Consider the following 26854-nt stretch of genomic DNA (forward strand, 5'->3'; position numbering starts at 1 on the left):
AAACAATTTTATCTCATTTTATATTTAAGAATAAATATAAAAGTCACAGCTATACACAAAACAAGACTTTCTGCTGTGCTAAAAGTAAGAGAAGTCCTATTGCTTCTCTCACTCGGAAGATTTGAGACCCAGACTCAAATCTTAGGAATGGAATTCCGTTAGGAAGTCGCTTCCGTCCCTAGCACCCAAGGAAAGTCTTAAATAAAAAAGAAAAAAACAGAGATGTCTACTAACATCTCTGCTTCATAAATAGGATTAGGAGGTTTTATGCTTTTTATTTAGAATCTTTTTCTTTGATAACCAAGACACCATCTTCCATATCAGCTTCTAGATGTTTAGCATCAAGGTTATCCAAGTGGAAGTCTGTGACTTTGTCACGGATTTGTTGTTCAACCACACGACGGAGTGGACGAACACCCATGACTTCGTCGTAGCCTTCTTCAGTCATGTATTCTTTAGCAGCTTCGCTAACTGCCAAGTCAATGTCTTTCTTAGAAAGCGTCTTGTTAACTTCAACCAACATAAGGTCTACAATCTTAGAAAGATCTTCTTTGCTCAAGTGTGAGAATTCGATGACAGCATTGAAACGGTTAAGGAATTCTGGACGGAAGTAAGGTTTCAAACGATCCATAAGTTCTGGTTTATCAGCATCTTCTGTCAAGTTAGCTTCGTAACCAAAGCCTGCGTTTGAAGTTGCGATAATCACAGTATTCTTGAAGTTTACAGTATTACCTTGACCATCTGTCAAACGACCATCGTCCAAAACTTGGAGGAGAAGGGTGATGACTTGAGGGTCAGCCTTTTCAATTTCGTCGAGAAGAACGATTGAGTATGGGTTACGGCGAACACGTTCTGTCAAAGTATTGCTATTGTCATCATAACCAACATAACCAGCTGTTGTACCAATCAATTTAGAAACGGCTGTGCGGTCGCTGTATTCTGACATGTCCAAACGGATAATGGCATCTTTAGTACCGAACATATCAAGAGCCAATTGTTTAGCCAACTCAGTTTTACCAACACCAGTAGGTCCTACAAAGAGGAAGCTACCGATTGGACGGTTACCTTCGTCAAATCCTGCACGGTTACGACGGATGGCACGTGCCACTGCTTCAACGGCCTTATCTTGACCGATAACTTTAGTTTGCAAACGGTTGCCCATATCTTTCAAACGTTCGATATCAGTTGCTCCCATTTGCGATACTGGGATACCAGTCATACGTTCTACAGATTCAGCCACATCGTTAACAGTTGCAGTGACTTTAAGGTCTGCTGTATGGTTAGCAATTTTCTTTTCAAGTTCTTCAATACGAACCTTAGCGTTTAGAGCTGCTTCGTAGTCTTCTTTGGCAGCTGCAGCTTCTTGTTTAGCTTTTTCAGCTTCAATTTCATGTTCAACAGCATTCACATCAGTCACTGGGTGTTGAGCAGCTAAGTGAGCAGCTGTTACATCGACAAGGTCGATAGCCTTATCTGGCAAGCTACGTTGTGGAATGTATTGTACAGAGAAATCTACCGCTGCCTTCAAAACATCATCTGGCAAGATAACATTGTGGTGTTTTTCATAAAGATCACGGATACCTTGGAGAATCTTGAAAGTATCTTCAGCAGAAGGAGCATTGACCTTAACTTCGTTGAAACGACGAGCTAGGGCAGCGTTCTTCAAGATAGTGTTACGGTATTCATCTTGAGTTGTTGCACCAATCACTGTCAATTCACCACGTGAAAGAGCTGGTTTCAAGATATCAGCAAGACCTTTAGACCCTTGACCATCACCAGTGCTTCCGGCACCAAGAATTTGGTGGATTTCATCGAAGAAGAGGATAATGTTTCCAGCTTCTTTGACTTCGTTTACCAAGTTTTGAATGTTTTCTTCAAAGCTACCACGGTATTGAGTACCAGCTTCAAGTCCAGAAATATCAATTGAAATGATTTCTTTATTCTTGATAGCAGCTGGGACATCACCATTGACGATGGCTTGAGCCAAACCTTCAACTACGGCTGTTTTACCAACCCCAGCATCCCCGACAAGGACTGGGTTATTCTTGGTACGACGAGCCAAGATTTCGCAAGCTTCTTGGATTTCTTTGTTACGTCCGATAACAGGATCCAATTTACCTTCGCGAGCTTCTTCAGTCAAGTTACGACCAAGTTTAGCAAGAATACCATCTTGTTTAGGTCCTTTACCTTGTTGTTGAGTTGGGTTCACTGCTTCACCTTCATTACCAGGCAATTGACCTGTTTGACGGTAAATCGCAAATTCTTCAGGTGTCACTTCACGACCGTTAATCATGTAGCGACGGTTTTCTGAACGGTAACCACCCATGTTACCCATCAATTGATTGAAAAGATCATCCATATTGTTAAAGTTGTTGTTCATATAATTACCTCGTTTTGTGTTTTCTTGTGAAATTTTTTAAGTGTTATTTTTATGTTAATGTGTTTTTTGACTTTTACTGACCAAAACCCTAAAAATTTTTAGTAGCTTCAACTACTCTTCTAATAATTTCAGGTTTTGCTCTTGGTAGGAGACTGAGAACTTTCACAGCCTTAAATAAATTGTCATTTAGCATAAGAGCCACCTTCTTTCTGTGAATCTCTCAATATAGCTAACTTCCAAGCCTCTTTCAAAACTATGAATAGCTTTTTTCAGAAAGAAACTTGTACAGTAAGGAATCCTTTTTCCTTACAATTTTATCATATACCTTTCATTTGACCAGGTCAAGAATTTAGTTTTGACTTTTACTGACCTTTTTATTGGTATATGGGCTATTGACACAGCCTTCATAAGGATTTCATTTCCTTATGTTTATATTGTACAACATTGGTCAGTAATAGTCAATAGTTTTTTTTGACTTTTTTTGACCTTTGTCATAAATTTTTTTGTAGCCAAACCAAAATAACTTTATGACAAGTATTTAGGATAGCACTACAAGATTTATAAGGAAGATAAATCCTTATGTGACTATCATACACTATTAGTCAGTAAAGGTCAATGGTTTTGTTTGATCTTTTTTGACCTTTTTGAGAATATTTTCCGAAAAGTAAAAAAGCCTACCAAGGGTAGACCTAATAATGATCTTTAAAAGATAGAAAAGCGACGCTCTTACCATCAATCATATAAATCAAACGATTTTCAGCATCAATTCGTCGAGACCAAGCTCCTTGAAAGTCATACTTTAAGGGTCCTGGCTTACCAATACCTGAAAAAGGATCCCGTTGAATATCTTTAATTAATTTATTGATTCGCTTGAGGATCTTCCTATCTTGATTTTGCCAATAACAATAATCTGTCCACGCATCTTCAGTAAAAGTGAGTAACATTTTCTACTCCTTTATTGCATGTTCTTGAGTCTCTCCAGCACGTACCTGAGCCATTCCTCTTAAAACCTTGTCTGATAGTTCTTTATTTTGAACAATACGCAATGTTTCTTGAATGCTATCCCATTCACTCTTTGAGACCACTACAATATCTTCATCAGGATTTTTATTGACTACAGCTAGAGGTTCAAATTCATCATTAACCTTTTTCATATAATCCTTTAAATGATTTCGAAACGTTGAATAGACGACTGCTTCCATTAGCATACCTCATTTTCCTCTTTTCCTATATTATATACCAAAAGGACAAACTTGTCAGGAACTTGTACAAGTTCATCCTTTCTATTACATTTATTCGAAAAAAATTTAAAAAGCCTACCAAGGGTTGGCCTTCTATAAAACTATTTTACTCTAATTGGTATGCGTCCGAAGTTTTGTTGAGAAAGCTCGGGATTACCTAATTGATAAACATTATCTGCTTGCTGTGTAAGCATATCCCAAGGCTCCCTTCCAATCCGAGCCACTATATCCACAGATTTTTTCACAGATTTGAGATGAGCCTGCCCTTTTTGAGAAAATCCAAGAACATGAACAGCCTGGGGTAAAGGATTTTCCACAGCTCCAACTAGGATATAGGTCAAAAGACGACGTACCCGTGCTTTTGTATAGCGTTTAGTCGACACCTTATCCACTAGTTCCTCCACAGAAGAAACCTCACGAATAGCAGCTTTTAAACGACTAGCAATCTCTTCATTCACCTGGAAAACACTGGTCAAATCAGAGTTTGTGAGAATCTGATAAACCAGCAATTGGAAATAATTATCCCAAGAGACCTGTGGAGAAGTCTGAAAAAGTTTGCTATTTGGCATGAACTTATCCACAAAATCACTATCTTGCTTGTGGAGACGTAGGCTGGTTGCTGAGGCGAAAGATACTTCCTTGTCTGAGGAATGATAGCCAGCCCCTTGTCTCTGGATAGGATTCAACTTAATGTCCTTACCAGCACAAGCTTTAGCATAGGCTAAGCCTAGGATATGATTGGGTGTATTGCCAGTAAAGGCTACACCAGCAAACTTTTCCCACATTTTTTGTGTCTTCTGTGGATAAGATAAGTCACTTGGTAAATTTTCCACAAAGGCTTCCATGTCCTCGGACTTTTCAGCATAGACATCCGCTATAGACTGATAGTCTAGGACTTCTTCCGTACCAAAAGTAAGGCTATCAATTCCCAGTCGGGACAAGATATCAACGGCCCCAGTAGCAAAATAATCAGCAGACTGGACTGAAGTCAAGAAAGGTAACTCAACCACGAGGTCAGCTCCATTTTCCAAAGCCATCTGAGCCCTAGTCCACTTATCCACAATAGCTGGCTCACCTCGCTGAACAAAGTTCCCAGACATGGCAACGATTTTTACGCCCTCAGCCTGATCCAAGAGATACTTGTGGCCGTTATGAAAAGGGTTGAACTCAGCAATAATACCTGTAACTGTCATAGGCTCTTACTTTTGGGCCACAAAGAACCAACGGGCACTAGTTTCAGTCGGTTCCTTGTCCTCGAAATCGGCATAAAGTTTGAAAGATTTGAAGCCAGCCTGCTCCAACAAAATATCATAAGTCAAGACCTCATAAGTGCGTTCCTCATGGACCTCATCATAACGGCTAAAGCTTCCATCTTCCTCTTGGACAAAGAAAGTTAATTCATGGACAATAGAATGCGGAGCCGCATCCTCATAGGTATCCCAGAGCATAGCGAAATCCTCAGCATTTTCATGGTAGGAATAGCCAGGGAAAACCTCATCCGTCTGATAGGTTGAGTGCACATCAAAGATAAAGACGCCATCTTCATTCAGTGCATTATAAACCTCCTTGAAGACGTCCCCAACCTCTACTTCATCCTGCATATAGCAGATTGAATCTGAGTAGCAAGTCACAAAGTCGTACTTACCAGCTTGCGATAAATTCAACATGTTGCCTTCAATAAAGTCAATTTTCTGTTTGGCGGAAGCCGCACGCTTCTCCGCAATCTTCAACATATCAGCACTCAAATCGAGTCCAGTTACATCAAAACCAGCTTGAGAAAAGCGAACAGACTGAATTCCAGTTCCACAAGCCAATTCAAGCAATTTCTTTTTATCCTTAGTCTTTGGCAAATGACGGAGGGAGAAATCCGTCCATAAATCGTAAAGACTATCATCCATGACAGCGTCGTAGACCGCCGCAAAAGTTTCATAAGTAGCCATAATGATGATACCAAGTTCGCCCGTAATCGGAAAGAAAATTAGGGGGAGTGAGACAGAACGAGTTTTCTTAAAAAAATCGTTCGTTGTCTCACCCCCGCAAGGCTGATTAGGTACTCTTCCGAGCTTAAAAAGCGAATGAAGAGTCCAATCAGCTACTGCGCCAAATAATAAATTTTAATATTGATAATTTGACATAGAACTGTCTATTTTCCGACGATTACAGGACGAGTTCAAATCCTTTCTAAGATACAAAGGGCGTCAAAAGCACAGAGAAAATAGGAAACTTTCTGCCATATCGCTAGATACAAAGAAAGTTTATCTTTTTCTCACAGCTTTTAGCTCGTGTTCAGTTGACAAATTAACTAAACACGAGGCCCTATCCTTCCTATTAAATCTTTATTTTAAGCAACAAAACCCAGTTGTCGCCAACTGAGTTCAATTTTTATGCCAAATAAGCTGACACATCCACCATTGGTGCTTCATGCCAGAGTTTTTCGAGGTTATAGTGTGCACGTTCATCTTCTGTAAAGATGTGAACAACAACATCGTTAAGATCCAAAAGAATCCAACCACCCTTATTGTCACCTTCCATGTGACTGGCATCAAGGCCAGCTTCTTTCACTTTCTCACGGATGTTGTCGGCAATAGCTTCCAACTGACGGCTGTTCATTGCACTCAAAATAACAAAATAATCTGTTAGGCTTGTAAGGCCGTACAAATCAAGGGCAACAATGTCTTCAGCTCGCTTTTCATCAGCAGCTTTGACAACCAATTCAAGTAATTCTTCTTTAGTCAATGATATTCTCCAGTAATTTGTTATTAATCTTTTAAGCAATGCACAAAAGCATTATAGGTTTCCAAGGTTTGTGGGAAAATCGGCAAGGCCTGGTGGGCCAAGTGTTCTACCGTATGGACTGTTTCAAAAGCAACTGCTTTATCCAAAGATTGCTCAGCTACTTGTCTAGCTTCCTCTACCAAAGGGAAATTACGGTTATGCTCAATATAATCAGCCACATAGACAATTTTATCTAGGGTTGACATTTCATGGCTTCCGACGGTATGGATCTCAATACTGCGTAGAATCTCAGAATCAGTCAAACCCAAATCTTCTTGGATTTTGTAAATCCCAACCATGCCATGCCAGACATTGTTCCCCCATTTTTTCAATTCAGGGTCGAGCTCATACTTATCGATTAGCTCTAAGAATTCCTGATCCGGAAGTTCCTTGGCATAATCATGAAGGAGGCCAGCCAAACCAGCTTTTTCAGTATCGTAACCATACTTTTCAGCAAGAGCAACGGCAGCTCGCTCAACTCCCAAAACATGATTGAAGCGTTTAGGACTCATGACCGCTCGAACTTTTTCAAGGAGTTCTTCACGAGAATAGTCTAGATATTTTTCATAGGTCATTTATAGAGCCCCGCTTTCTTGATGTAGGCAAGTACAGACTGCGGCACCATAAAGTTAGGTGTACGATCCTTCTTAATGTAGGCTCTGACTGCACTCGAACTAATATCCATAAGGGGCACATCCACCCAAATAACTGGGTAAGAGGTTCCAGCCTTATACTTAGGACGCTGAACACCAACAAATTGGACCATCTCGATTAGTTCATCAATACGATGCCATTTTGGTAGGTATTCGACCATATCCGCTCCAATAATAAAGTAATAATCCGTATCAGGATTAGCCTCTGTCAAAAGCTTCATGGTGTCATAGGTATAGCTGATTCCCTTACGTTCCAACTCGATGGTTTCAATATCCAAACCTTCAATGCCGTTAATAGCCAACATGAGCATATTTAGGCGGTGTTTTTCATCAATGGTTTCTTTTTTATCGACATGAGGTGGCTCATATTCAGGCATGAGAAGAACTTCATCGAGACCTAACTGCTGACGCACCTGATCGGCAACAACCAAGTGGGCATTGTGAACAGGATTGAAATTTCCACCTAATATTCCAACCTGCTTACGGCCGGTATCCTTAATTTCTTCCTCTAGTTGAACCTTTGTAAACGGGGTTACAAGATCTAATGCCATGTTCGTCTCCTCTTATTCAAGCATTATACAACTGACTTAAGGCCAGCTTTAATGATTCAAAAGTGTTCCTATACCTTAGTTTATCCTTCACCAAGCAAAGTCAGCAACTATTTTTGGATAGCTTTGACCTTCGGTGACAACTTACGATTTTCTTTTTTAGCTGACTCTTTATAGAGAATCAAGATACGTCCAATCTTAAGAACTGTATCACAGCCAATTTCTTCTTCCAAGATTTCAGCAACTTCATGGATATCTTCCATAGTATTTTGAAGAAGAGTAACCTTAATTAACTCACGGGCATCAAGGGCGTTACGAACGCTAGTTTTGATATGATCGTTAAGACCATTTTTCCCGATTTGTACAATAGGTTTAAGGGTGTGTGCTTCCGATTTGAGGAAGGCACGTTGTTTTGATGTTAATGACATGTTTATTCCTTTTAACTACTTAATTAAGTTTAAATAATCGCTTTTCGTACGACAACGCCAACACCTTCTGGTGCCCAAGCAGCAACGATGGTTGGTTGGTCAGCTTTTCCTTGGACACGGATCCATCCTAATCCTGAGAAGACAATGTCTGTCTTATCTTTGACAGTGAACTCGTGACGAACAAGTTTTGGAAAATCAGCCAATTCCTTTGGTCCAGGAGGCATGAGAAGACTTCCAACATGCTTATCATAGAAGGCATCTGCGCCTTCAAGTTTGGTACGATGTAGCTTCAAGTTATTATCAAAGAAGGCTGTAAAACCTTGTTTATCACCATCAATAAAGTCAAAGCGACCAAGACCACCTAGGAATAGAGTCTGCCCTGCATTTAACTGGTAAGTTTTTGGCTTAATTTCCTTCTTAGGACTAACGTATTTGAGGTCCTTAGCTGACAGATAGTGCGCCATCTGGTGTCGGTGAATAATTCCTGGTGTATCAAAAATATAGCTACCGTCATCTAATGGGATTTCAATCTTATCAAGGGTCGTTCCTGGGAAACGAGAGGTTGTGATAACATCTTTATCACCAGTAATTTCTTTGATAATGGCATTGATTAAAGTTGATTTACCAACATTCGTAACACCAACAACATAGACATCACGACCCTTACGGAGTTTTTCAATACGTTGAATCAACTCTTTAATGGCGTGGTGGTTTTGGGCAGACGTCAACATAACATCCACCGGACGCATTCCTTCTTCGTGGGCACGTTCTGTCAACCATTGGGTTACCTTACCATCTTTAACAGATTTAGGCAGGATATCCTTTTTATTTCCAACCAAGAGCACATCATTATCCGAAACAAAGCGTGATAAGCCTGGTATGATTGATCCATTAAAATCAAAAATATCAACGACATTGACAACGAGGGCATCACTATCACCAACTTCATGAAGCAATTTTAAAAATTCATCATCTGTGATGTGGACATCCACAATCTCATTGTAATGACGAAGACGGAAACAGCGTTGGCAGTATAACTCACCTGTTTCTTCGGCCTTTTTAATAGAGCTAGCAGGTGTGAAACCTGCTTTTTCTTTATCTTCTGTTTGAATTTGGGCTCCACACCCAATACAAAATAATTCTTCCATTAAATTCCTTTGTTGAAGGTCATTGGACCATATGCTTTTTCAATCTTTTTCCACATGCGACGTTCACGCCAACGGTTAAACTTGGTTACCCAAGCATCTGATTTCACCAAAGGCTTGACCAAAATCGATCGAATTCCAGCTCTGTGGCTAGCTCTGATGTCAGTCATTAGCTGGTCTCCCACCATAACGACCTCGTCTCGATTAAAGTGGTAACGCTCAATCGCTTCATTAATACCTTTAGTGAAAGGCTTCATGGCACGACTCACGAAATCCACATGGAAATTGGCAACCGCACGTTCAACACGTTCATATTTATTGTTAGAGACCACAACTACCGGAATATCAGCCTCTGTCATCTCATCCAACCAAGCACGTAGCTCAGGAGTCCCATCAGGGTTGTTCCAAGCAATCAAGGTATTGTCTAAATCGACCAAGACGGCACGAATACCGTGTTCACGTAGCTGGTCAGGTTTCAAATCATAAACAGCCTCCACCATAAAATGGGGCCTATAATCGTCTATAGTCATTTTCTCTCCAAAATGTTAGTTTACCTCTTATTCTACCATATTTTTAAGGTTTATGTGTGGGACTTAAGTCCTATTTTTTAAGAACATCCTTTACAGAACAATAAAGAAAAGAGCCACAATCACTCGGGCTCTATCTTTATCTTTGAATTTTCTCTTGTTTTTTAAGGGCTACTAAATCCTTAAGCGAAATGAGAATGACGGCAAGAACAATTAAAATCATTCCAAGCACATCAATGGCAAAGAAGTGGTCACCCATGATTAAGACCGTTAAAATGACCGATGCCACAGGTTCTACCGAAGCTAAAAGACTCCCTTTTACGGCTCCAACCATGGTCGTCCCCTTAAGGAAAACCGTATAGGCAAAGACTGTCCCGATAAAAACCAAACCAAAGAGAGCTAGAAGATTTCCACTAGTCAAGGGTAACTCATACTTCCAGGCTTGGATAGCAATCGGAAAGACCAGACCACCGAGCAGCATTCCTAGACCGATGACAATCATACTGCCCCACTTTTCAATAGCCTTAGCAGGCAATAAGATATAAAGCGCATAGGTCACCGCTGAAAAGAGGCCCCAGAACAAGCCAATAGGTGTGATGGCCAACTCTGTCACTTGACCATGTGTGGCGATGATAAAGGTTCCCGCAATAGCCATGATAATCGCCACAAGCTCTGAAACCGTTGGAAATCTGCGGTTCTTAGCACACACAAAAGCCAGAATAAGGACTGGTGTGACATACTGTAGAACAGTCGCAGTCCCAGCATTAGTATGTTGAATAGCACTGAGATAGGCATACTGATTTAGTACCAGACCAAAGAGTGCAAATAGGGCGATGCTTACTAAGGTGTTCTTATCTTTAAGAGCTTGAACCAATTTTTCTCTCTGCCTAAAAAAGACCGAAGCTGTCAGCAAAATTCCAGCTAGAATTAAACGTAAACTCGTCAGAAGATTGACGTTAACCCCATGAGCCATCAGGTATTGACCAGAAACCCCTGAGATTCCCCAGGCAATTCCTGCTGTCAATACCATCAAGCTCCCTTTTAGTTGTTTAGACATGTGTTTTCCTCGATTATAATAATGCCCATTTATTATAACACAGGGAGTCGTAAGTCAGGCGATAACTTCAGAAAAATTAAACTCTTTTTCTTGAGGAGTTTTCAAGCCACCAACCTACAATCCAGCCAAGGACTAAAAGATAATTTTCAAGTGCACCTATGGCGTTGACTGAGTGATGATGTTGAAGATAGCTAAGGAAATGATTGGTCCCAATTCCAAGGCCTCCAATAATCAAAGCTATCAGTACAGCTCTCAGATAAAACCAATCGTACTTGAGATTCACAGCAAGAAGGATGATTAGAACTGCCACATTCCAGATACCAATCTCCCTCTGCCAACCAACTGAAATGCCATACCCCGAGTGACTTCCCATATAGGTTGGGAAAAATAGCTGAAAAATAATGGCACCAGTCATGGCGAGAATGACGAGGATAAATAGGACTCTTAAGAATTTGTTCATAGGGTTGCCTCCTACTTAATAGATGTTTTATTGAATACCATTAGTATAGCAAAAAAGACCTTAACAAAGTTAAGATCTTTAATCATAAATTAAGCTTCTTGTTCCTCTTTCAACAATTTCTTATCGTAAACACGAATGAATGGGAAGTAAACAAGGAAGGCAGCAACTGCACAGACAAGAGCAACTAAGACAGCACGGAGATCTGCTGTTCCTAAGAAGGCTCCGATTCCCACTGGGGTTGGCCATGGAACTTGTGCAATAACAGGATTAATCAAATGCAATGCATTAACAAAGTAGTAAATAGTAGCTGTAACCATTGGAGCTAAGATAAATGGAATCGCTAATGCTGGATTATAGATAATTGGTAAACCAAAAATCAAAGGTTCATTAATGTTGAACAATGCTGGAACAACTGAGGCACGTCCAATCGCTTTAAGTTGCTCTGACTTAGCAGCAAAAGCAATGTAGAGACACAGACCAAGAGTTGCACCTGATCCACCAGCGATAACGAACATGTTAGAGAACTCACCAGCTACAGCATAGTGTCCTCCAGCAGCATTTTCTGCCATATTAGCAAGTGCGATAGGGTTAACGAAAGCAAAGATAATGTTAGCACCATGAATCCCTACAATCCAGAGGAGTTGAGTTAAAAGATAAATAATCATTAATCCAATCCATGAGTTAGTTAGGTTAGCAACAAACCCAAATGGAATAGCAATAACTTTAAAGATGTCAGTTCCCAACGCCACGAGTGCACCGTTAATAAAGATAACTACAAATGCAACGACGAATCCTGGAATCAAGGCTGTAAATCCGCGAGAAACTCCTTCTGGAACAGCTTCAGGCATTTTAATGACCCAATTACGTTTTACACATGTCCGATAAATAAGGACTGTCACAATAGCCATGATAATAGCTGTGAAAATACCAGTAGTACCAAAACGAGTAACTCCATTGCCCATTGCCCAACCGTCAACAACGACTGCACCTTCTTTAAGACTACCTACAGCTTTCATCATTCCACCGTCAAAAATGATTTGTGGAACTGTCATAATGAAAGCCATGAGTGCAAGAAGAGCACCGTTAAGAGGATTCATATTTAGTTCTTCTTCTTCTGCATAGATTTTAGTTAACTCATAAGCAAGTGAGAGAACAAAGTAAAGTGAGAGAGAGCCCATGGTAGCATAGTTTGCAACCATATATAGAGAAGTAAACTTATCAAATGAAGCTGAGAAAATATCTGCTACAATTGGCCAGAATGAGAAAGCTTGTGGCAGAATACTAAATACCAAGAACATTGACCCAACAATAGTAAATGGTACAGCTGCCATACCTGCTGCCGTGATGGCACGTACAACTTTAAACTGGGCAAGTTTTCCCATTGGTCCCATGACATGATTTTCAAGGAAACCAAATAATCCGTTTTGTTGATCCATAATCGGACCTCCTTAATAATAATTATATTTATTTCAATAGCAATCCTTTTAAAAGGTATTATAAGGTTATAGAACTCTTTTCTAACTGGATAAAGCGTTGATATGCCTTATCTTTACGTTCATATATTTCTTGAATTCTTTTAAGATTCAGTAAGCAAAGTCCCAATCCTAGTAAAAGAATGACAAAAACAAAGAAACGTGCAGCTTGATTATTTTCAAAAATCGGGAAAAGAGTTGTGAACCAACTTGTCCAAGTTAGAACAAGTAGTCCCACCTGAATAACAGCTTGCGAGCGAACAAACATCTGAGTTACCTTCAAACGTTCATCACGCTTGCCATACAATCGAAACTGCTCAACAGTAGCCAAAATCGCTAACACAATTAATGTGATAGGGAGAACAATGACAAAAGAAGGACGAATAAATTGATTCAAAAGCCAATAAATATTGCCAAAAAAGAAAAGTGCTATTGTATAACGTAGAAGAAGATAGCGGTTAAAGAAAGTATTTTTCAATGCTGTCTCCCGACGTTGACGCTCAATTTCTAGTTGTTCTTTTTTTGTCATTGTCTTCCTCCTTGTTTCACTATACCTGTTTAGCCAACCTTTCTATGAAGAACTAGCATTTCTTTTGCTACTTCCAATAGAGTCATTGTAGTCATTAAATGGTCTTGAGCATGTACCATGATAATTTCAATCTTAATTTCTACACCACTTGCATAGTCTTGCAGAAGTTTTGTTTGTGCATGGTGTGCTTCTAAAATTTCTTCATTTGAACGGTCTAACTTAGCTTCTGCTTCGTCAAAGCGACCTTCTCGCATATCTGCAAACGCTTCATGAATTTCTGTTCTAGCAGTACCTGAATGAAGAATGATTTCAAAGGCTGCAACCTGTAGTTCTTCTTGATTCATATGAACCTCCTATGTTATTTTTTCAAATATTGTAATAAACTCATCAAAATCCTTGCAATTGATTAATTGCTCTTGTAAATCATCATTTTCTGTTAAGGAAACAATTTTTGTCGTCACATCCGCCAATCCTTCATTTCCATATTTAGATGGTGATAAAAGAAAAACGAGTTGAACATCTGAACCTTGATTATCCCATGATAAAGGCTCTTGGCAGATAGCAACTGAGACCTTGACTTCTTTTCCCAAGGGCCTAATTGGGTGAGGAACTGCAATTTTTTCGGAAAAGACGACTGAGCTTAATTTCTCACGCTGTTTTATTTCATAAAGTAAAGACTGCTTGAAGTCGTCCTTTTCGCCAACAGATAGAGACTCAGCCATTTCTTCCAATAGTCGTTTTTTATCGCATTTCGTCCACACAAAGAAATTATCTTGACTAAAGTACTGTTTAAAATTGTCGTCTTCAATAGGGGCTACTTCTGAACGTTTCCTAATTCTCGAGACTTGCATCTGATTCATAGCATGACGAATCTGAGATATTTCCTCGGATTTAAGAAAGACACTCACCGTAAAAACTGGTATCTGAAAGTAAAGGTTCGATAAATCAACAGCCGATACAATAAAATCAATACCATCTATCTTTTCTTGGTTCAACTCATAGTAACCTATGACATCTACCACTTCGATACGATTCCCAAGCTCAGACTCAAGACGACCTCTAAGCATTTGAGCAGCCCCAAATCCTGTCGCACAGATCGCCAAGACTGAAAATTTATGGTTTTCTTTTCGACGTTCGATAGCAGCCAAGAAATGAAGACAGACATAAACTATTTCATCATCAGATATAGTAGCCTGTGAAAAAGCTTCCATATTTGCAAGAATTTCCTTGGTCATGAAGAATACGTCACTATAATTCTGTTTAACCTCATCTACCAATGGATTACTAAGATTAATATGACTGGCTAAACGTACCTGTAGGGTCATCAAATGAGTTATAAGACTCTCAATAAGTTGAAAATCCGAAGAAAAGTGATATATATCCTCTAACCCTAAGGTTTTAAAGCTTTGGACCACCGAGTCTCTCAGTGCCTCTTTAGAAAACTCTGTTTGATTGTTTTGGGGTAACTGACTTTTAGCTAACAGATGTAGGGTAATATAATCAATCTCTTGAACTGGAAATTGCTGATTGGTTACTTTACTAACTCTTGAAAGAATCCTCTTAGCAACCCGGCGTTCGATGTCATTATCTGTCATCTGACAATCTAAGTTACTAATTTCAAAACCAGACTTGATACGGCCTATTGCTAAGGCTATATGAACAACTAAATTTTGTAAGACAAAATCCGATAACTTCAGATTGGCTTCCTGACATTCTTCTAGAACAATCTTTGCCAATTCCTCTAGTGGAAGATTCTGCTCAAAAAAACTTGACTTCACATAAGTATGCATTGCTTTAAAAAACTGGTTCTCCAAGAAATAACTCATAATAAAGCGACGCTTGTCTCGTTCTTCACCAGAAACATAGACACCTTTATTCGCTCTACTTTCTATAGTTAGGTTATACTCTGCCAACATATGGCGTATCTTTTTAAAATCATTAGACAAGGTTGAGCGACTAACATATAGCTCCTCAACTAAATCATCAAAAAGAACTGGAACCTGTTCAAACAAGAGCTTATTTAAAATGAAAGCTAGCCGATCATCACCTTTGGACATAGACGCTTTTGTATTGTAATCATCCCCTAATTCATATATCAGACGAAACGTTTGACAAGCTTCTTGGCTTTCAAAAATTAGTCGATAGCCTTGTCCTTGTTTTGACACCAACCTGACACCTTGAAGGTTCAACGTTTGATCAATTGATTTTAAGTGATTACGTACAGTCCTATCCGAACAGGACAAGTAATCCGCAAGCTCCTTACTTGTAACATAACGTTCCCTATGCTTTATTAAGAATTGAAGGATGTTTTTTTCCCTAGTTTTTGACACTCACATATCCTCCTAAAAATGATATCTTCACCTTCTATTATAGGATATTTTCACATCTCTACTTCTTTTTATTGAGCATAAGTTAGATTATGAATCATTTATAATCTCTCCAACAGATAATATTAATCAACCTTTATTGTTTGAATTGTTTATTTAGCAAATATTAGATATTTTCTAGAATCAAATTAGCCATTTTTTCAATTCCCATTGGAATTGGAATATAAGCTTGTGGTGGAATTTGAACAACTGGTTTTCCAGCTTTAGCACCTGCTTCTTCAAACTGTTTAAAATACATTTTTGTTTGAGGACTTACAAGATACAAATCAAACTCTGCTGCTGCAATAGCTTTTCCACCTTCATTGGCACCAATAGCATCAACCTCAATATCCTGACCTTTCCCTTTTAGAAATTCAGTTGTTTTCTTTGCCATGAGTGATGAAGACATTCCTGCTGCACAAATAATCAATGCTTTTGCCATAAGATTTTCTCCTTTAATCTAATCCCATCAAATTGATACCTGATTGGGCTATTTCTTATTTACACTATAATTATAAAATAAAGCGCTTACAATTACCATTGCTGATTTTTCCTCAACGATACGGAAAATAATTATTTGTACTTCAATTTATAAATCAAAATAATACCAGATAGCAAAAATGAAACACTATTAGCTAAAATCAAAGGTAAGTCACCAATGTGAAGACCATGAGCAAGCCACAAAGCAATACCAATAACCTGCATAACATACATCCCTAAGGCAATTGATTCAGTATCTTTTGTTTTTACCACACGCACAACTTGGGGCAAAAAGGCAAATGTTGTTAAAATTGCTGCAATACTACCGATCATATCTGTTCTCCTATTTAATAAAGAAGCTGGGCATCTTCCCAGCTTCCTAATACTATTCTACTGTTGCGCCATTGGATGCAATAACTTCTTTATACCAATTAAATGATTTTTTCGGTGAGCGTTCATAACTTCCTTGTCCATTATCATCCTTATCAACATAGATAAATCCGTAACGTTTTCTCATCTCACCGGTACCTGCTGAAACTAGGTCAATACACCCCCAAGGTGTATAGCCCATTAAATCGACGCCATCCTCAACTACAGCTTTTTTCATTTCACGAATATGAGCACCTAGGTAATCAATTCGATAATCGTCATGAACCATGCCATCTTCTTCAACTTGGTCTATAGCACCAAAACCATTTTCAACAATGAAAAGTGGCAAATGATAGTGATCAGTAAACCAGTTTAATGCATAACGTAAGCCCTCTGGGTCAATCTGCCACTCCCACTCAGATGCCTGAACATAATTATTTTTAACCAAATCTTCTGTTTCAAGGTAATCGAAATAAGGATTATTCTCACGATGAGAATCGATAGCGAAAGACATATAGTAACTAAATCCAATATAGTCTACCGTTCCTCCAAGTAAATCCTCTTTATCTTGATCTGTAAAATCAACTGAGATTCCTTTACGTTCCCAATACTTTAGAATGTGTTTAGGATATTTACCCAAAACATGTACATCAGTAAAGTAATAACGTTTTTGCATAGCCTTCATAGCCATTAAAATATCTTTAGGATTACAAGTTGCAGGATAAATAGGACACATGGCAATCATACAACCAATTTGAAAATCTGGATTAATTTCATGACCAATTTTTACTGCTCGAGCAGAAGCTACTAACTCATAGTGTGCTGCTTGATACATAATAGCTTCTCGGTCGTCACCTTCCTCATATACAATACCAGAGTTCGTAAATGGTGCAAAATCTTCCTGGTAATTGGCCTGATTGTTGATTTCATTAAAGGTCATCCAGTATTTAACTTTATCTTTATAACGTTTGAATACGACTTCCGCAAAGCGAACAAAGAAATCAATCAATTTTCGATTTTTCCAGCCACCATATTCCTTAACCAAATGATATGGCATCTCAAAATGAGATAACGTAATTACAGGTTCAATTCCATACTTCAAGCACTCATCAAAAAGATCATCATAAAATTGCAAACCTTCTTCATTGGGCTCTAACTCATCACCTTTGGGGAAAATACGTGTCCAGGCAATCGATGTTCGGAAGCACTTAAATCCCATTTCAGCAAAAAGTGCAATATCTCCTTTATAACGATGGTAAAAATCTATAGCCTCATGGTTTGGATAATATTTACCTTCCAAAACGCCCGGGGTAATTTCACGGGCAACTCCATGACGACCAGCTGTCATCACATCAGCAACACTGATTCCTTTACCACCTTCTTGCCATCCACCTTCAAGTTGATGAGCAGCAACAGCACCGCCCCACAAAAATCCATCTTTAAAAGTAGTCATCGTTTTTCCTCCTGACTTTGATACTTTTATTATAAACTCCATAAGCGGTAATGAAAACGCATTCTTTTTCCATAATACTACGGAAAGTAATAGGTCATCTTTTTCTTGAAAACGTTTTAGATAAAGAGTATACTATGTCTCATAAGGGGGCTATAATATGAATTTTATACAGTTTTTAATTGCTTTTGCAGGACTTGTTGTTGGAGTTAGCGCTGTTGCTATGCTCTTCTGGTACTTAAGTAAGACTTTGAAGAAAAACGTCATTGTACGTAATAGTGATACCTTTACTATTATTCATCTTAAAGAGCTAGATCAATACCCTGACTTACTTAAGAATACTGATTTTAAGAAAATGGGAGACTGGACTGTCCATGATAACGGACATGAATTCCGAGGGACTGCTAATGTCTCTAAAGAAAAACTTCGTCAATGGATTATTAATAAATATCAATTAAAAGCTCATCAAGTTATTGTCACTGTTCCTGAAGAAATGAAGGTTGCTTCAGCTCTTCCTCACTTTTAAAATTACATACCCTATCTCACAAACTCCTACCAACTTTGTTCGTTAGGAGTTTTTATATTCACTTAAAATAAAAAACCAACCTTTCGGCTGGTTCTTTATCTACTATTCTTCTTTCAACTTCGCCAATTCTTGGGCAAGTAACTTGAGGGCTACTTGTGGGTTGGCTTGGCCTTTGGTTGCTTTCATGAGGAAGCCTGTGAAGGCCTTGTCAGCGTTACGTTTACCTGACTTAAAGTCGGCTACGGCTGCTTCATTATCTGCGAAAACTTGGTGGATGATTGGGATCAAGACTTCAGGGTCTGAAATCTGTACCAAGCCAGCTTTTTCGACGTATTCACGCGCACCGCCACCGTTTTTCGCCAAATGAACGAAGACTTTCTTGGCAATCTTAGAAGAGATGGTTCCATCTTCAATGATGGCAATCATTTCTACCAAGTTTTCTGGTGTCAACTTGATTTCTTCCAGCGTTTTACCTTCTGCGTTCAAGAATTGAGCCACTTCACCTTGGAGCCAGTTAGACACTTGTTTAGCGTCTCCTCCAAGGGCTACGGCTGCTTCAAAGAAGTCAGATGTGACCTTAGTAGCTGTCAATTGGTTGGCATCATAGTCAGATAAGCCAAGCTCTGCCACATAGCGAGCACGGCGGTCTTTTGGAAACTCAGGCAATGATGTACGCATTTCCTCAATCCAGTCATCTGAGATTTCAAACAAGGGAAGGTCTGGTTCTGGGAAGTAACGGTAATCCGCTGCCCCTTCTTTGACACGCATAAGGATAGTGCTCTTGTTGGCCTCATCATAACGGCGTGTTTCTTGACGAATGACACCACCCGAACGCAAGATTTTCGCTTGGCGCTGCACTTCGTATTCAAGACCTTTACGGACGTTTGAGAAAGAGTTCAAGTTTTTCAACTCTGTCTTGGTACCAAATTCCTCTTGACCGTATGGGCGAAGAGAAATGTTGGCATCCACACGCATAGATCCTTCTTCCATCTTAACGTCAGAAATGCCTGTGTACTGGATGACTTCTTTCAAAGCTGTCAAATAGGCATAGGCTTCTTCTGGAGAACGCATATCGGCTTCAGATACAATCTCAATCAATGGCACCCCCTGACGGTTGAGGTCTACATAAGAGAAACCGTCTGTTCCGTGGGTGTTCTTACCGGCATCTTCTTCCAAGTGAGCACGTTCAATCCCAATTTTCTTAGTTGAGCCGTCTTCCAATTGCACTTCAATCCACCCATTATAACCGATAGGCTCATCAAATTGCGAAATTTGGTAGGCCTTTGGATTATCAGGGTAGAAATAGTTCTTACGGTCAAAGTGCATGTGCTGATGGATATCCATATTCAGGGCCAAAGCAGCCTTGATACCAGCGTCCACAACACCCTTGTTCAAGACAGGAAGCACCCCTGGGAAAGACCAGTCAATCACATTGGTATTGGCATTTTGCTCGTTCCCAAAGTGAGCAGAGGTTGGTGAGAAAATTTTTGAGTTTGTATTCAATTCAACGTGGACCTCAAGTCCGATGACTGTTTCAAAGTTCATTAATTGTCACCTCCGAAAATAAGGGGTTGTTGCTTGTGATAATCCGTTGTTGCTTCAAAAGCAGCTGCAGCTTGATAGATTGTTTCTTCCGAATACTTAGGACCAATCAACTGCAAACCAACTGGAAGTCCTTGCGCAAATCCTGCTGGAATCGAAATTCCTGGAAGACCTGCCAAGTTAACTGGAATGGTCAACAAGTCCGCCAAGTACATGGCAACCGGATCATGGTTAAGCGAATCCAAATCAAAGGCCACGCTTGGAGCTGTTGGACCAAGGATGAGGTCGTAATCCGCAAAGACTTTTTCGAAGTCTTGGATAATAAGTGTCCGAACTTGTCCGGCTTTCTTGTAGTAAGCATCGTAGTAACCAGATGACAAACTGAAGGTACCCAGCATGATTCGACGTTTCACTTCATCACCAAAGCCTTGGCTACGGGTGTTCACGTAGATATCATCCAAGTTCTTGGCATCTTCCGCACGGAAACCATAACGAATCCCATCGAAACGTTGCAAGTTTGATGAAGCTTCAGATGAAGCAATGATGTAGTAAACGGCAACCCCGTATTTAGAATGAGGCAAGCTAACTTCTTCGACAGTTGCTCCCAATTTCTCAAAGTGCTTAGCTGCATTAAGGATAGTTTCTTTGACTTCTGGGTCAATTCCTTCACCGAGGTATTCCTTAGGAAGGGCAATCTTCATGCCCTTGATGTCTTGACCAATCTTAGCAGTAAAATCGGCTACACGTACTGGCGCTGAAGTTGAATCTTTGGCATCTTCACTGGCAATGACATTGAGCAAGAGGGCATTTTCCTTAACGGTTTGTGAGAAGGTACCAATTTGGTCAAGTGAGCTACCAAAGGCAATAAGACCGAAACGTGAAACAGTTCCATAAGTTGGTTTGAGACCAACAATCCCGTTGAAGGCAGCTGGTTGGCGGATAGAACCACCAGTATCAGAACCAAGAGACAAACGAACTTGCCCTGAAGCGACAGAAGCTGCTGAACCACTAGAAGATCCACCAGGCACCTTGTTGTGGTCCCAAGCATTCTTGGTTGGTCCATAGTATGAAGTTTCACCAGATCCACCCATAGCAAACTCGTCCATGTTGGTTTTTCCGACAACAATCATACCTTTAGCCTTTGCATTGGCAACAGCTGTCGCATCAAAGATGGGCTCATAGTTATAGAGCATTTTTGATGCTGCAGTCGTCAAGATGCCATCTGTTGAGATATTGTCTTTGACAGCGAGTGGAATCCCTGACAGGAGGTTATCTTTATCGATTCCTTTTTCATCAATGGCCTTGGCTTGCGCGAGGGCCGCTTCTTCAGCCACCGTCACAAAGGCATTGACTGCTTCTTCACGCGCCTTGATATCGTCAAGTGTCGCTTGAGTCAATTCGGTTACTGAAATTTCCTTAGAGACAAGGAGGTCGTGCAACTCTTCAATGGTTTTATGGTTGAATGACATTAGGCATCTCCTCCATCTTCTAGGATAGCTGGTACCTTAATGTAATAGTTATCTTTTTCAGGTACATTTTTAAACAAGCGGTCACGGTCTGTCCCTTTTTCAGCAACATCCGGACGCAATACGGTCTTACGGTCAGCCATGGTCGTTGTTGGGGCAACACCTGTTGTGTCCACTTCTTCCAACAATTCCACCATGTCGACAATTTTAGACAAGGTTGTCGCAAACTCAGCTGTCTCTTCTGGAGAGAATTTCAATTTTGAAAGATTGGCAACGTGGGTTACCTCTTCTTGCGTAATTTTCATCTTGCTTCCTTTCGTGAAATGATGATTTTTCAATACCTTCTATTTTACCATAATTTAGCCTATTTTGCTTGGAGGATAAAAAAACTGTAGTAACTTTTTTGTCACTACAGTTTACAGAGATAGAGCTTTTTCAAAACACTTATCGTATGGCTATCAAGAGCTTTCTCCAAGCCTCTAGAATTTCAGGTTTCAAATACTGTTTTGCCAGGTCATATGAAACTTGGTGCATAGACTCAAGATCACTCTCTAAGGCAAATACAATTTTATCCGCCATCTGAGAAACAAGCAGGTCCTCATCCATAGTCTCGCTATAAGTAACCAGATAGCCATTCTCACCATCTTTGATGAAGGTTGGATTGCCGTAACGGGCATCAAAACCAACCAGGGCTAAACCTGCTCCTACTGCTTCCATCAGGGTCAAACCAAAGGTCTCCCACTGAGAGGTAGTGACATAAAGTTCGTACTGTGGGTAGACATCACGTAAATCCGCATGTCCTCTAAGTTGGATGTAATCATTCGCCCCTAAAGTATCAATTAAATCTTGTAGATTCTCTTGCTCCCCACCTTTACCGTAGATGTCAAAGCGAAGGTTAGGCTCTTTTTGATGGGCAAGGGCAACGGCTCTTATAGCCAAATCCAAGCGTTTACGTGGGTCCAATCGCGAAGCCGTCATCAAACTAAGAGGCTTCCTCTGCTCCTCTGGAAAACTAAGTTTATCCAAATGTCCCACTGCTAGGGCATAAATAGCGGCGTCTGTGACACCTTGCTTTTGCAGGGTATTTTCTAAAACAGCCTTTTGTGCCTCAGTAGCTGTGATAAAGAAGTCAAAGCGTTGGGCGTACTTAAAGATGTAATAATACTCATAGTAGAGGTCCCCATTTTCAAACTCATGCTCTGAATGAAAAACAAAACCTAGCTTTGCAGGTGAGTCCAGTTCATAAATCGGTCGCATAAATTCCATCAAGGAAGCCCTATCCAGCAACAAGGTATCCTCAGCTGTCAAAGGAAGCCTTGCTAGAAAACGACGCATGACCTCTGTCTTGGTCACTAAAATCTCAGTGCCCAGCCTATATAACCAACTGGCTCCTTGCTTGAGTTCTTCAAAGGCAATGCGACCATCTTTATTATGATAACTTCTCCTGATGATGATGCCTTTTTCAAAGTATTCTGTGACTAATTTACTTGTTCCATACCACTCACGCTTCAATAGCATACCATTAACGTGGTAGTCTACATACCGCACACTACCTTTTTGGTAGGGATCCATCTTGAAGACCAAAGAAGTACCATCAGAACAGGTATACACAGAGTCTGTTTCGCTTTGGCTCTTCAAATCTAGACGTGTCAACTTAAATTTTTGCTGCAAGGCCCCCACTGTCAAAGATGGGATATGACTGTCTTGATCTGTAAAGCTAAGATAGGCATGGAGGAGCTCCTCGTAGCGATGTCCTAAAGAAAGATAGTAATCTAATTTATAGGGTTGTGGCCAGGTCGTAAAGACAAACTTAGCAGGCTCATTTAATTCACGTAGCATCAAAGCTCTAGACGCCTGGGCCACATCCACACCATTGGGCTCATAGCCCACCAATAGGTTAAAGGTGTAAATCGTCATCTTTTTCCCCCTCCAATCTAGTAAAGAAAGCTAAGATTCCTTCCCTCTCGACGAGTTTCAAAACCTCTTTCTGACTTTTAAGAGCCTTAGGGTAAAACTCTGCTTGCTGTATGAGTTGTCGGAACCCCTGCTCTAGTTGCTCTAAGGAAGTATAGACCGTTGGTAAGTCCTTATAGTAGTGACGATGAACCGTTGATTCTAAGCCAAAAAGCAACTGCCCATTTTCAATCGCATCCAAAGTTACATCAGACACTTCACTTCCATAATTCAAGTCTAAATAAATGAAACAATTCCTTAGTAGCTCTTGATATTTCTCCTGACGAATTCCTGGATAAAGATGGACATTTCTCTTATCTTCGAGACAAGTCAACTTTGGTCCCATACTAGTTTGAGCTCCGATATGAAAGTCAATATCCGGAAAAGCATCAACTAAGTCAGCTAGGCCCTCAATATTTTCAGAAGCAGTCATCACCATGGCTTGAGGCACAAAAGTCTGAGAACCGTCTTGTTCTGCACCAGCTAAATAAATCATGCCTGACTTACGTTCCTCTTGTGGATAATAATTAGTAACCAAAACATGATTCACTTGATTTTGAATAAACTCAAGACCATCATGACTGTCGGAGCAATAAACCAGACGATTAGCATTCAAGGTCTGCAATGTCGGGATTAAATTGGAATCCATACAGATGATAGCTTCGTCTAACTTCAGGATTTGATTCAAAACAGCCTTAGTTAATTCTTCCCTACCTGAAAAAATCCTATCTCTTCCTTCAGATCCCTGATCAATTAGGTATCCATCTTGAACATAGTGAAGCAAGACCTCTTCTTGATTACGATTAAAGTAAATATCCATAATGCCTTGCCCCTGATCATCCAGAAGACGCTGTTTGGTCCGCCAGCCATAGCGATTATAGTCGTCTATCGCAACAACTTTTTCCCCTTGTCCAAACCATTGGACTTGTTTGACTGTACGTTCCTTTAGATTGTCACGAAAAATGACACTGGCACGGCGGTCTTGACCATCAAAAATGTAGGTCGTAATCCCTAAAGTCCACAATTCCCAGTAGAGGGGAACTGACAAATCGTTAAAAAAGAGTGGTGTCCCGTGATAATCTTCCTCAGAGGAATAAATAAATAACGATGCTAAACTGATAGTGTCCTTAGCAAGATCCGTTTCAAAATTCGTGTAAAACACACGGGATTGGATACCAAAGGAGTCTAGTAATCTTCTCAGTTTTTCCGTTGCCTGACTAGGTTCTTGTGCAATAATAAGCATAGTTATCCTTTCTGACTAATCCAAGCAATAAATAGCTTAACCCTCGACCTTTATTGCTCCAAAAATCTCAAGTTAACCTGCGCCGTCTTATAGGTCTCAGTATCTTGAAGATTAGCTTCTTCCATTTTTTCAATGGCCCGCTTCAGACGTGTCTTATAAATATAACGGTGCCAGGTCAAATCATAGCCCAACATACCTAGTAAAGCTAGTTTTTCATTCTTGGCTTCCATCTCATCTAAGACACGCTTCTCTGTCCAGACCTGCGACAGCGTATCCTTACGACCCACTCGGTACCAGTAGATACATTTTTCAGTATGAACAACACGATTGGCCTTTAACAAGAGTTTGTACATAAGGAAATTATCTTCGACATTCTTCCCGACAGGAAAACGAAGGTCCTCAAATAAGGAGATTTTGTAGAGTTTCATCATGGCACAAGCCCAAGCCATATCTCTTGTCTCTTGAATGGCATCCTGGTCTATAATCTCTCTCCCCTCATAAAGGGTTTCAGAATAATCGTTCTCCGTTACCTTAATCAAAAACTTACTGGTACTCTCGTTGAACAAGTTATAATTGGCAATAGAAACATCCGCCTCATACTTCTTAAGCTGAGTGTACAAGGTCTCCACATAATCCTCTGTTACCCAATCATCTGGGTCTACAAAAGTGATGTAATCACCTGTGGCTAAATCAATTCCTGTATTTCGGGCTGCAGATAGGCCACCATTAACTTGTCGCACATAGCGAATACGTGAATCTCGCTTAAAAAACTCCTTGCAAATCTCCTCTGACTTATCAGGAGAGCCATCATTGACAAGAATGATTTCAAGGTTTGGATAAGTCTGATTCACTATCGTTTCCAAACACTGCTTTAAATAAGCTTCCACATTATAAATGGGAATAACAATACTAACTACTTCTTTATTTTCCATGGTCTATCTCTCAATCGTATCTATATAATCTCGAACAGCCTTTACCATTTGGTCTACTTGGTCATTCTTGAACACTTGATTTTTCCCAGTTTGGTCGTGATTTGTTCCTTCAAAAGAGAAAATCGGAAGCCCCAACTGATGAATCGTTTCTGTGATATGATCAACCTCATCAAATGGGTTGATATCCATATAGAAATCTATTTTTTCCAAGACCTTTCGACTGGTCAAGGGATCAAAGGACGGATAAAGAATAAGGTTGGGATACTGCTCCAACTTCACCAAATTAAACCCGAAATGAGAATGAGCCAAAACATGAAAAGCTACATCTGGAAGAGCCTGCAGCAAATGTTCCAATTCAAAGATGTCTGCAGTGTTAGTATAAATCGCCGTATGGTAAGGAAAATCACCTACCATATCACTAAAGCTAAGCTTTAAGGATGGCTTTCTCAATAAGATTTCTTCCCAAGATAGGGCATAATAAAACCACCAAATATCCCTGAAACGATTGAAGCGTTTCGACGTCCAAGGCTTATTGTGGGAAGTATAATGAATAACCGCTGGTACCCCTTTAAAAGCATCATACCATTCCAAATCTCCATAACCATACTGGTCCTTATCAGAACCCACTTGGAGATTATAGGTCCATGGGAGTTGATACCAAGCATCCTTGAAATAAAGATTCAAGATTCCTTGATCCCCATAAACATTTTGATGATGCTCTTTTGTCAAGTCAAAAAGAGACTCTGTCACCTTGTGTTGTCGCCACCAATCGGTATCAATAACCATCAAGCCAGCGTTAAAACCATCTGTCGTCGTCGGACGGTCCGCCACCGCTCCAATACCAAATCCGCCAAGATCCACTTCAAAAAGTGGTGACAAATCCTGCGTAAAAATCATATCGCAATCCAAATAGAGAACGCGATCTTCTTGAACAAACTCAGGAATTGTATAACGGAAAAAAGTCGCATAATGAATATGCGTACTTGGAAGCGAAAATTGTTTAAAGCTTTCGGCAGACACACGACAATTGAGAATTTCAGAATCAATAGCCTCTAGACGACGATTCATCAGTGTAAACCATTCTGTTGGTAAATTCTCATTTAGCACATAAATTTTCCACTGCCCTTTATGTGCACACAAAGATTTTAGAGCCACCTCTAACTTTTCCATATAGGATAGCTCTGCTACAAATACAACTGATTTTTTCCCCATGTTTTCTTCCTCTCAAACTCTAATAAGAATATCATTTTTTAGAAAACATTACAATTTCTATCTCTTACAAAAAAAGCCAACCCTAAGGCTGACTTTAATT

Annotated in this window: 28 protein-coding genes; 1 reads left to right on the forward strand and 27 read right to left on the reverse strand. The window is 39.9% G+C overall.

The features are described from left to right. Positions 1–274: 274 nt before the first annotated feature. From ADH51_RS04475 to ADH51_RS04570, 20 genes are all read right to left on the reverse strand, one after another. Positions 275–2380, reverse strand: a complete 2106-nt coding sequence (locus ADH51_RS04475) for an AAA family ATPase (protein ID WP_048674718.1) — start codon at positions 2378–2380, stop codon at positions 275–277. Between the two features lie 689 nt (positions 2381–3069). Further along, entirely contained in the window at positions 3070–3324 is a 255-nt protein-coding gene (locus ADH51_RS04480; RefSeq protein ID WP_048674721.1) for a Txe/YoeB family addiction module toxin, read from the reverse strand. Positions 3325–3327: 3 nt separating this feature from the next. Continuing rightward, positions 3328–3582 (reverse strand): type II toxin-antitoxin system Phd/YefM family antitoxin, encoded by a 255-nt coding sequence (locus ADH51_RS04485; protein ID WP_013991075.1) that lies wholly within the window; start codon positions 3580–3582, stop codon positions 3328–3330. A 140-nt stretch (positions 3583–3722) separates the two neighbouring features. Further along, positions 3723–4814 carry a nucleotidyltransferase gene (locus tag ADH51_RS04490; RefSeq protein ID WP_048674725.1) on the reverse strand — a complete coding sequence of 364 codons (1092 nt, stop codon included), beginning with the start codon at positions 4812–4814 and terminating at the stop codon, positions 3723–3725. A gap of 6 nt (positions 4815–4820) precedes the next feature. Then, positions 4821–5561 carry a class I SAM-dependent methyltransferase gene (locus tag ADH51_RS04495; RefSeq protein WP_342585656.1) on the reverse strand — a complete coding sequence of 247 codons (741 nt, stop codon included), beginning with the start codon at positions 5559–5561 and terminating at the stop codon, positions 4821–4823. Between the two features lie 442 nt (positions 5562–6003). Then, positions 6004–6357, reverse strand: a complete 354-nt coding sequence (rsfS, locus tag ADH51_RS04500; RefSeq protein WP_014632696.1) for a ribosome silencing factor — start codon at positions 6355–6357, stop codon at positions 6004–6006. Between the two features lie 23 nt (positions 6358–6380). After that, positions 6381–6971 (reverse strand): bis(5'-nucleosyl)-tetraphosphatase (symmetrical) YqeK, encoded by a 591-nt coding sequence (gene yqeK / locus ADH51_RS04505; RefSeq protein WP_048674731.1) that lies wholly within the window; start codon positions 6969–6971, stop codon positions 6381–6383. Next, complete coding sequence (locus ADH51_RS04510) at positions 6968–7600, reverse strand: nicotinate-nucleotide adenylyltransferase (RefSeq protein WP_002884372.1); 633 nt, start codon at positions 7598–7600, stop codon at positions 6968–6970. The genes yqeK and ADH51_RS04510 overlap by 4 nt, the downstream gene beginning before the upstream one ends. Before the next feature lie 107 nt (positions 7601–7707). Then, positions 7708–8025: a ribosome assembly RNA-binding protein YhbY gene (yhbY, locus tag ADH51_RS04515; protein WP_002884193.1), complete on the reverse strand. Its 318-nt coding sequence runs from the start codon at positions 8023–8025 to the stop codon at positions 7708–7710. A 29-nt stretch (positions 8026–8054) separates the two neighbouring features. Then, positions 8055–9173, reverse strand: coding sequence for a ribosome biogenesis GTPase YqeH (yqeH, locus tag ADH51_RS04520; RefSeq protein WP_048674734.1), 1119 nt, complete (start codon positions 9171–9173; stop codon positions 8055–8057). Beyond that, positions 9173–9700 carry a YqeG family HAD IIIA-type phosphatase gene (locus ADH51_RS04525; RefSeq protein ID WP_002891674.1) on the reverse strand — a complete coding sequence of 176 codons (528 nt, stop codon included), beginning with the start codon at positions 9698–9700 and terminating at the stop codon, positions 9173–9175. Before ADH51_RS04525 ends, yqeH begins: the two co-directional genes overlap by 1 nt. A gap of 136 nt (positions 9701–9836) precedes the next feature. Next, on the reverse strand, positions 9837–10754 hold the full coding sequence (locus tag ADH51_RS04530; protein WP_048674737.1) for a DMT family transporter: 918 nt from the start codon (positions 10752–10754) through the stop codon (positions 9837–9839). A 76-nt stretch (positions 10755–10830) separates the two neighbouring features. Beyond that, on the reverse strand, positions 10831–11214 hold the full coding sequence (locus ADH51_RS04535) for a hypothetical protein (RefSeq protein ID WP_048674740.1): 384 nt from the start codon (positions 11212–11214) through the stop codon (positions 10831–10833). Positions 11215–11303: 89 nt separating this feature from the next. Beyond that, positions 11304–12650, reverse strand: a complete 1347-nt coding sequence (gene celB, locus ADH51_RS04540; RefSeq protein WP_048674742.1) for a PTS cellobiose transporter subunit IIC — start codon at positions 12648–12650, stop codon at positions 11304–11306. Positions 12651–12708: 58 nt separating this feature from the next. Continuing rightward, on the reverse strand, positions 12709–13215 hold the full coding sequence (locus ADH51_RS04545; protein WP_048674744.1) for a hypothetical protein: 507 nt from the start codon (positions 13213–13215) through the stop codon (positions 12709–12711). A gap of 29 nt (positions 13216–13244) precedes the next feature. Continuing rightward, positions 13245–13559 (reverse strand): PTS cellobiose transporter subunit IIA, encoded by a 315-nt coding sequence (locus ADH51_RS04550; protein ID WP_048674745.1) that lies wholly within the window; start codon positions 13557–13559, stop codon positions 13245–13247. A gap of 9 nt (positions 13560–13568) precedes the next feature. Continuing rightward, entirely contained in the window at positions 13569–15545 is a 1977-nt protein-coding gene (locus ADH51_RS04555) for a BglG family transcription antiterminator (RefSeq protein ID WP_048674748.1), read from the reverse strand. 163 nt (positions 15546–15708) lie between these two features. Next, on the reverse strand, positions 15709–16023 hold the full coding sequence (locus ADH51_RS04560; RefSeq protein ID WP_048674751.1) for a PTS cellobiose transporter subunit IIB: 315 nt from the start codon (positions 16021–16023) through the stop codon (positions 15709–15711). A gap of 131 nt (positions 16024–16154) precedes the next feature. After that, positions 16155–16394, reverse strand: coding sequence for a SemiSWEET transporter (locus tag ADH51_RS04565; RefSeq protein ID WP_004183305.1), 240 nt, complete (start codon positions 16392–16394; stop codon positions 16155–16157). Positions 16395–16446: 52 nt separating this feature from the next. Further along, positions 16447–17883 (reverse strand): 6-phospho-beta-glucosidase, encoded by a 1437-nt coding sequence (locus ADH51_RS04570; RefSeq protein WP_048674755.1) that lies wholly within the window; start codon positions 17881–17883, stop codon positions 16447–16449. 157 nt (positions 17884–18040) lie between these two features. Here ADH51_RS04570 and ADH51_RS04575 point away from each other — a divergent pair, with 157 nt between their 5' ends. Next, entirely contained in the window at positions 18041–18406 is a 366-nt protein-coding gene (locus ADH51_RS04575) for a hypothetical protein (protein WP_048674758.1), read from the forward strand. Positions 18407–18508: 102 nt separating this feature from the next. Here ADH51_RS04575 and gatB read toward each other — a convergent pair whose 3' ends face one another. The 7 genes from gatB to ADH51_RS04610 all read right to left on the reverse strand — a co-directional run bounded on the left by gatB (position 18509) and on the right by ADH51_RS04610 (position 26754). After that, positions 18509–19951: an Asp-tRNA(Asn)/Glu-tRNA(Gln) amidotransferase subunit GatB gene (gene gatB / locus ADH51_RS04580; protein ID WP_048674761.1), complete on the reverse strand. Its 1443-nt coding sequence runs from the start codon at positions 19949–19951 to the stop codon at positions 18509–18511. Beyond that, positions 19951–21417 (reverse strand): Asp-tRNA(Asn)/Glu-tRNA(Gln) amidotransferase subunit GatA, encoded by a 1467-nt coding sequence (gatA, locus tag ADH51_RS04585; protein WP_048674763.1) that lies wholly within the window; start codon positions 21415–21417, stop codon positions 19951–19953. Before gatA ends, gatB begins: the two co-directional genes overlap by 1 nt. Beyond that, complete coding sequence (gene gatC / locus ADH51_RS04590; protein WP_002884769.1) at positions 21417–21719, reverse strand: Asp-tRNA(Asn)/Glu-tRNA(Gln) amidotransferase subunit GatC; 303 nt, start codon at positions 21717–21719, stop codon at positions 21417–21419. The genes gatA and gatC overlap by 1 nt, the downstream gene beginning before the upstream one ends. A gap of 139 nt (positions 21720–21858) precedes the next feature. Then, positions 21859–23331 carry a glycosyltransferase gene (locus tag ADH51_RS04595; RefSeq protein ID WP_048674766.1) on the reverse strand — a complete coding sequence of 491 codons (1473 nt, stop codon included), beginning with the start codon at positions 23329–23331 and terminating at the stop codon, positions 21859–21861. Next, positions 23312–24610, reverse strand: coding sequence for an accessory Sec system glycosyltransferase GtfB (locus ADH51_RS04600; protein ID WP_048674769.1), 1299 nt, complete (start codon positions 24608–24610; stop codon positions 23312–23314). Before ADH51_RS04600 ends, ADH51_RS04595 begins: the two co-directional genes overlap by 20 nt. Positions 24611–24660: 50 nt before the next feature. Next, positions 24661–25542, reverse strand: coding sequence for a glycosyltransferase family 2 protein (locus tag ADH51_RS04605; protein ID WP_037611917.1), 882 nt, complete (start codon positions 25540–25542; stop codon positions 24661–24663). Positions 25543–25545: 3 nt separating this feature from the next. Beyond that, a complete protein-coding gene (locus ADH51_RS04610; RefSeq protein ID WP_048674772.1) occupies positions 25546–26754 on the reverse strand; it encodes a glycosyltransferase in 1209 nt (402 codons plus the stop codon). Positions 26755–26854: the final 100 nt, after the last annotated feature.

The sequence above is a fragment of the Streptococcus sp. 449_SSPC genome (genome assembly GCF_001073005.1).
GTDB lineage: Bacteria > Bacillota > Bacilli > Lactobacillales > Streptococcaceae > Streptococcus > Streptococcus salivarius_F.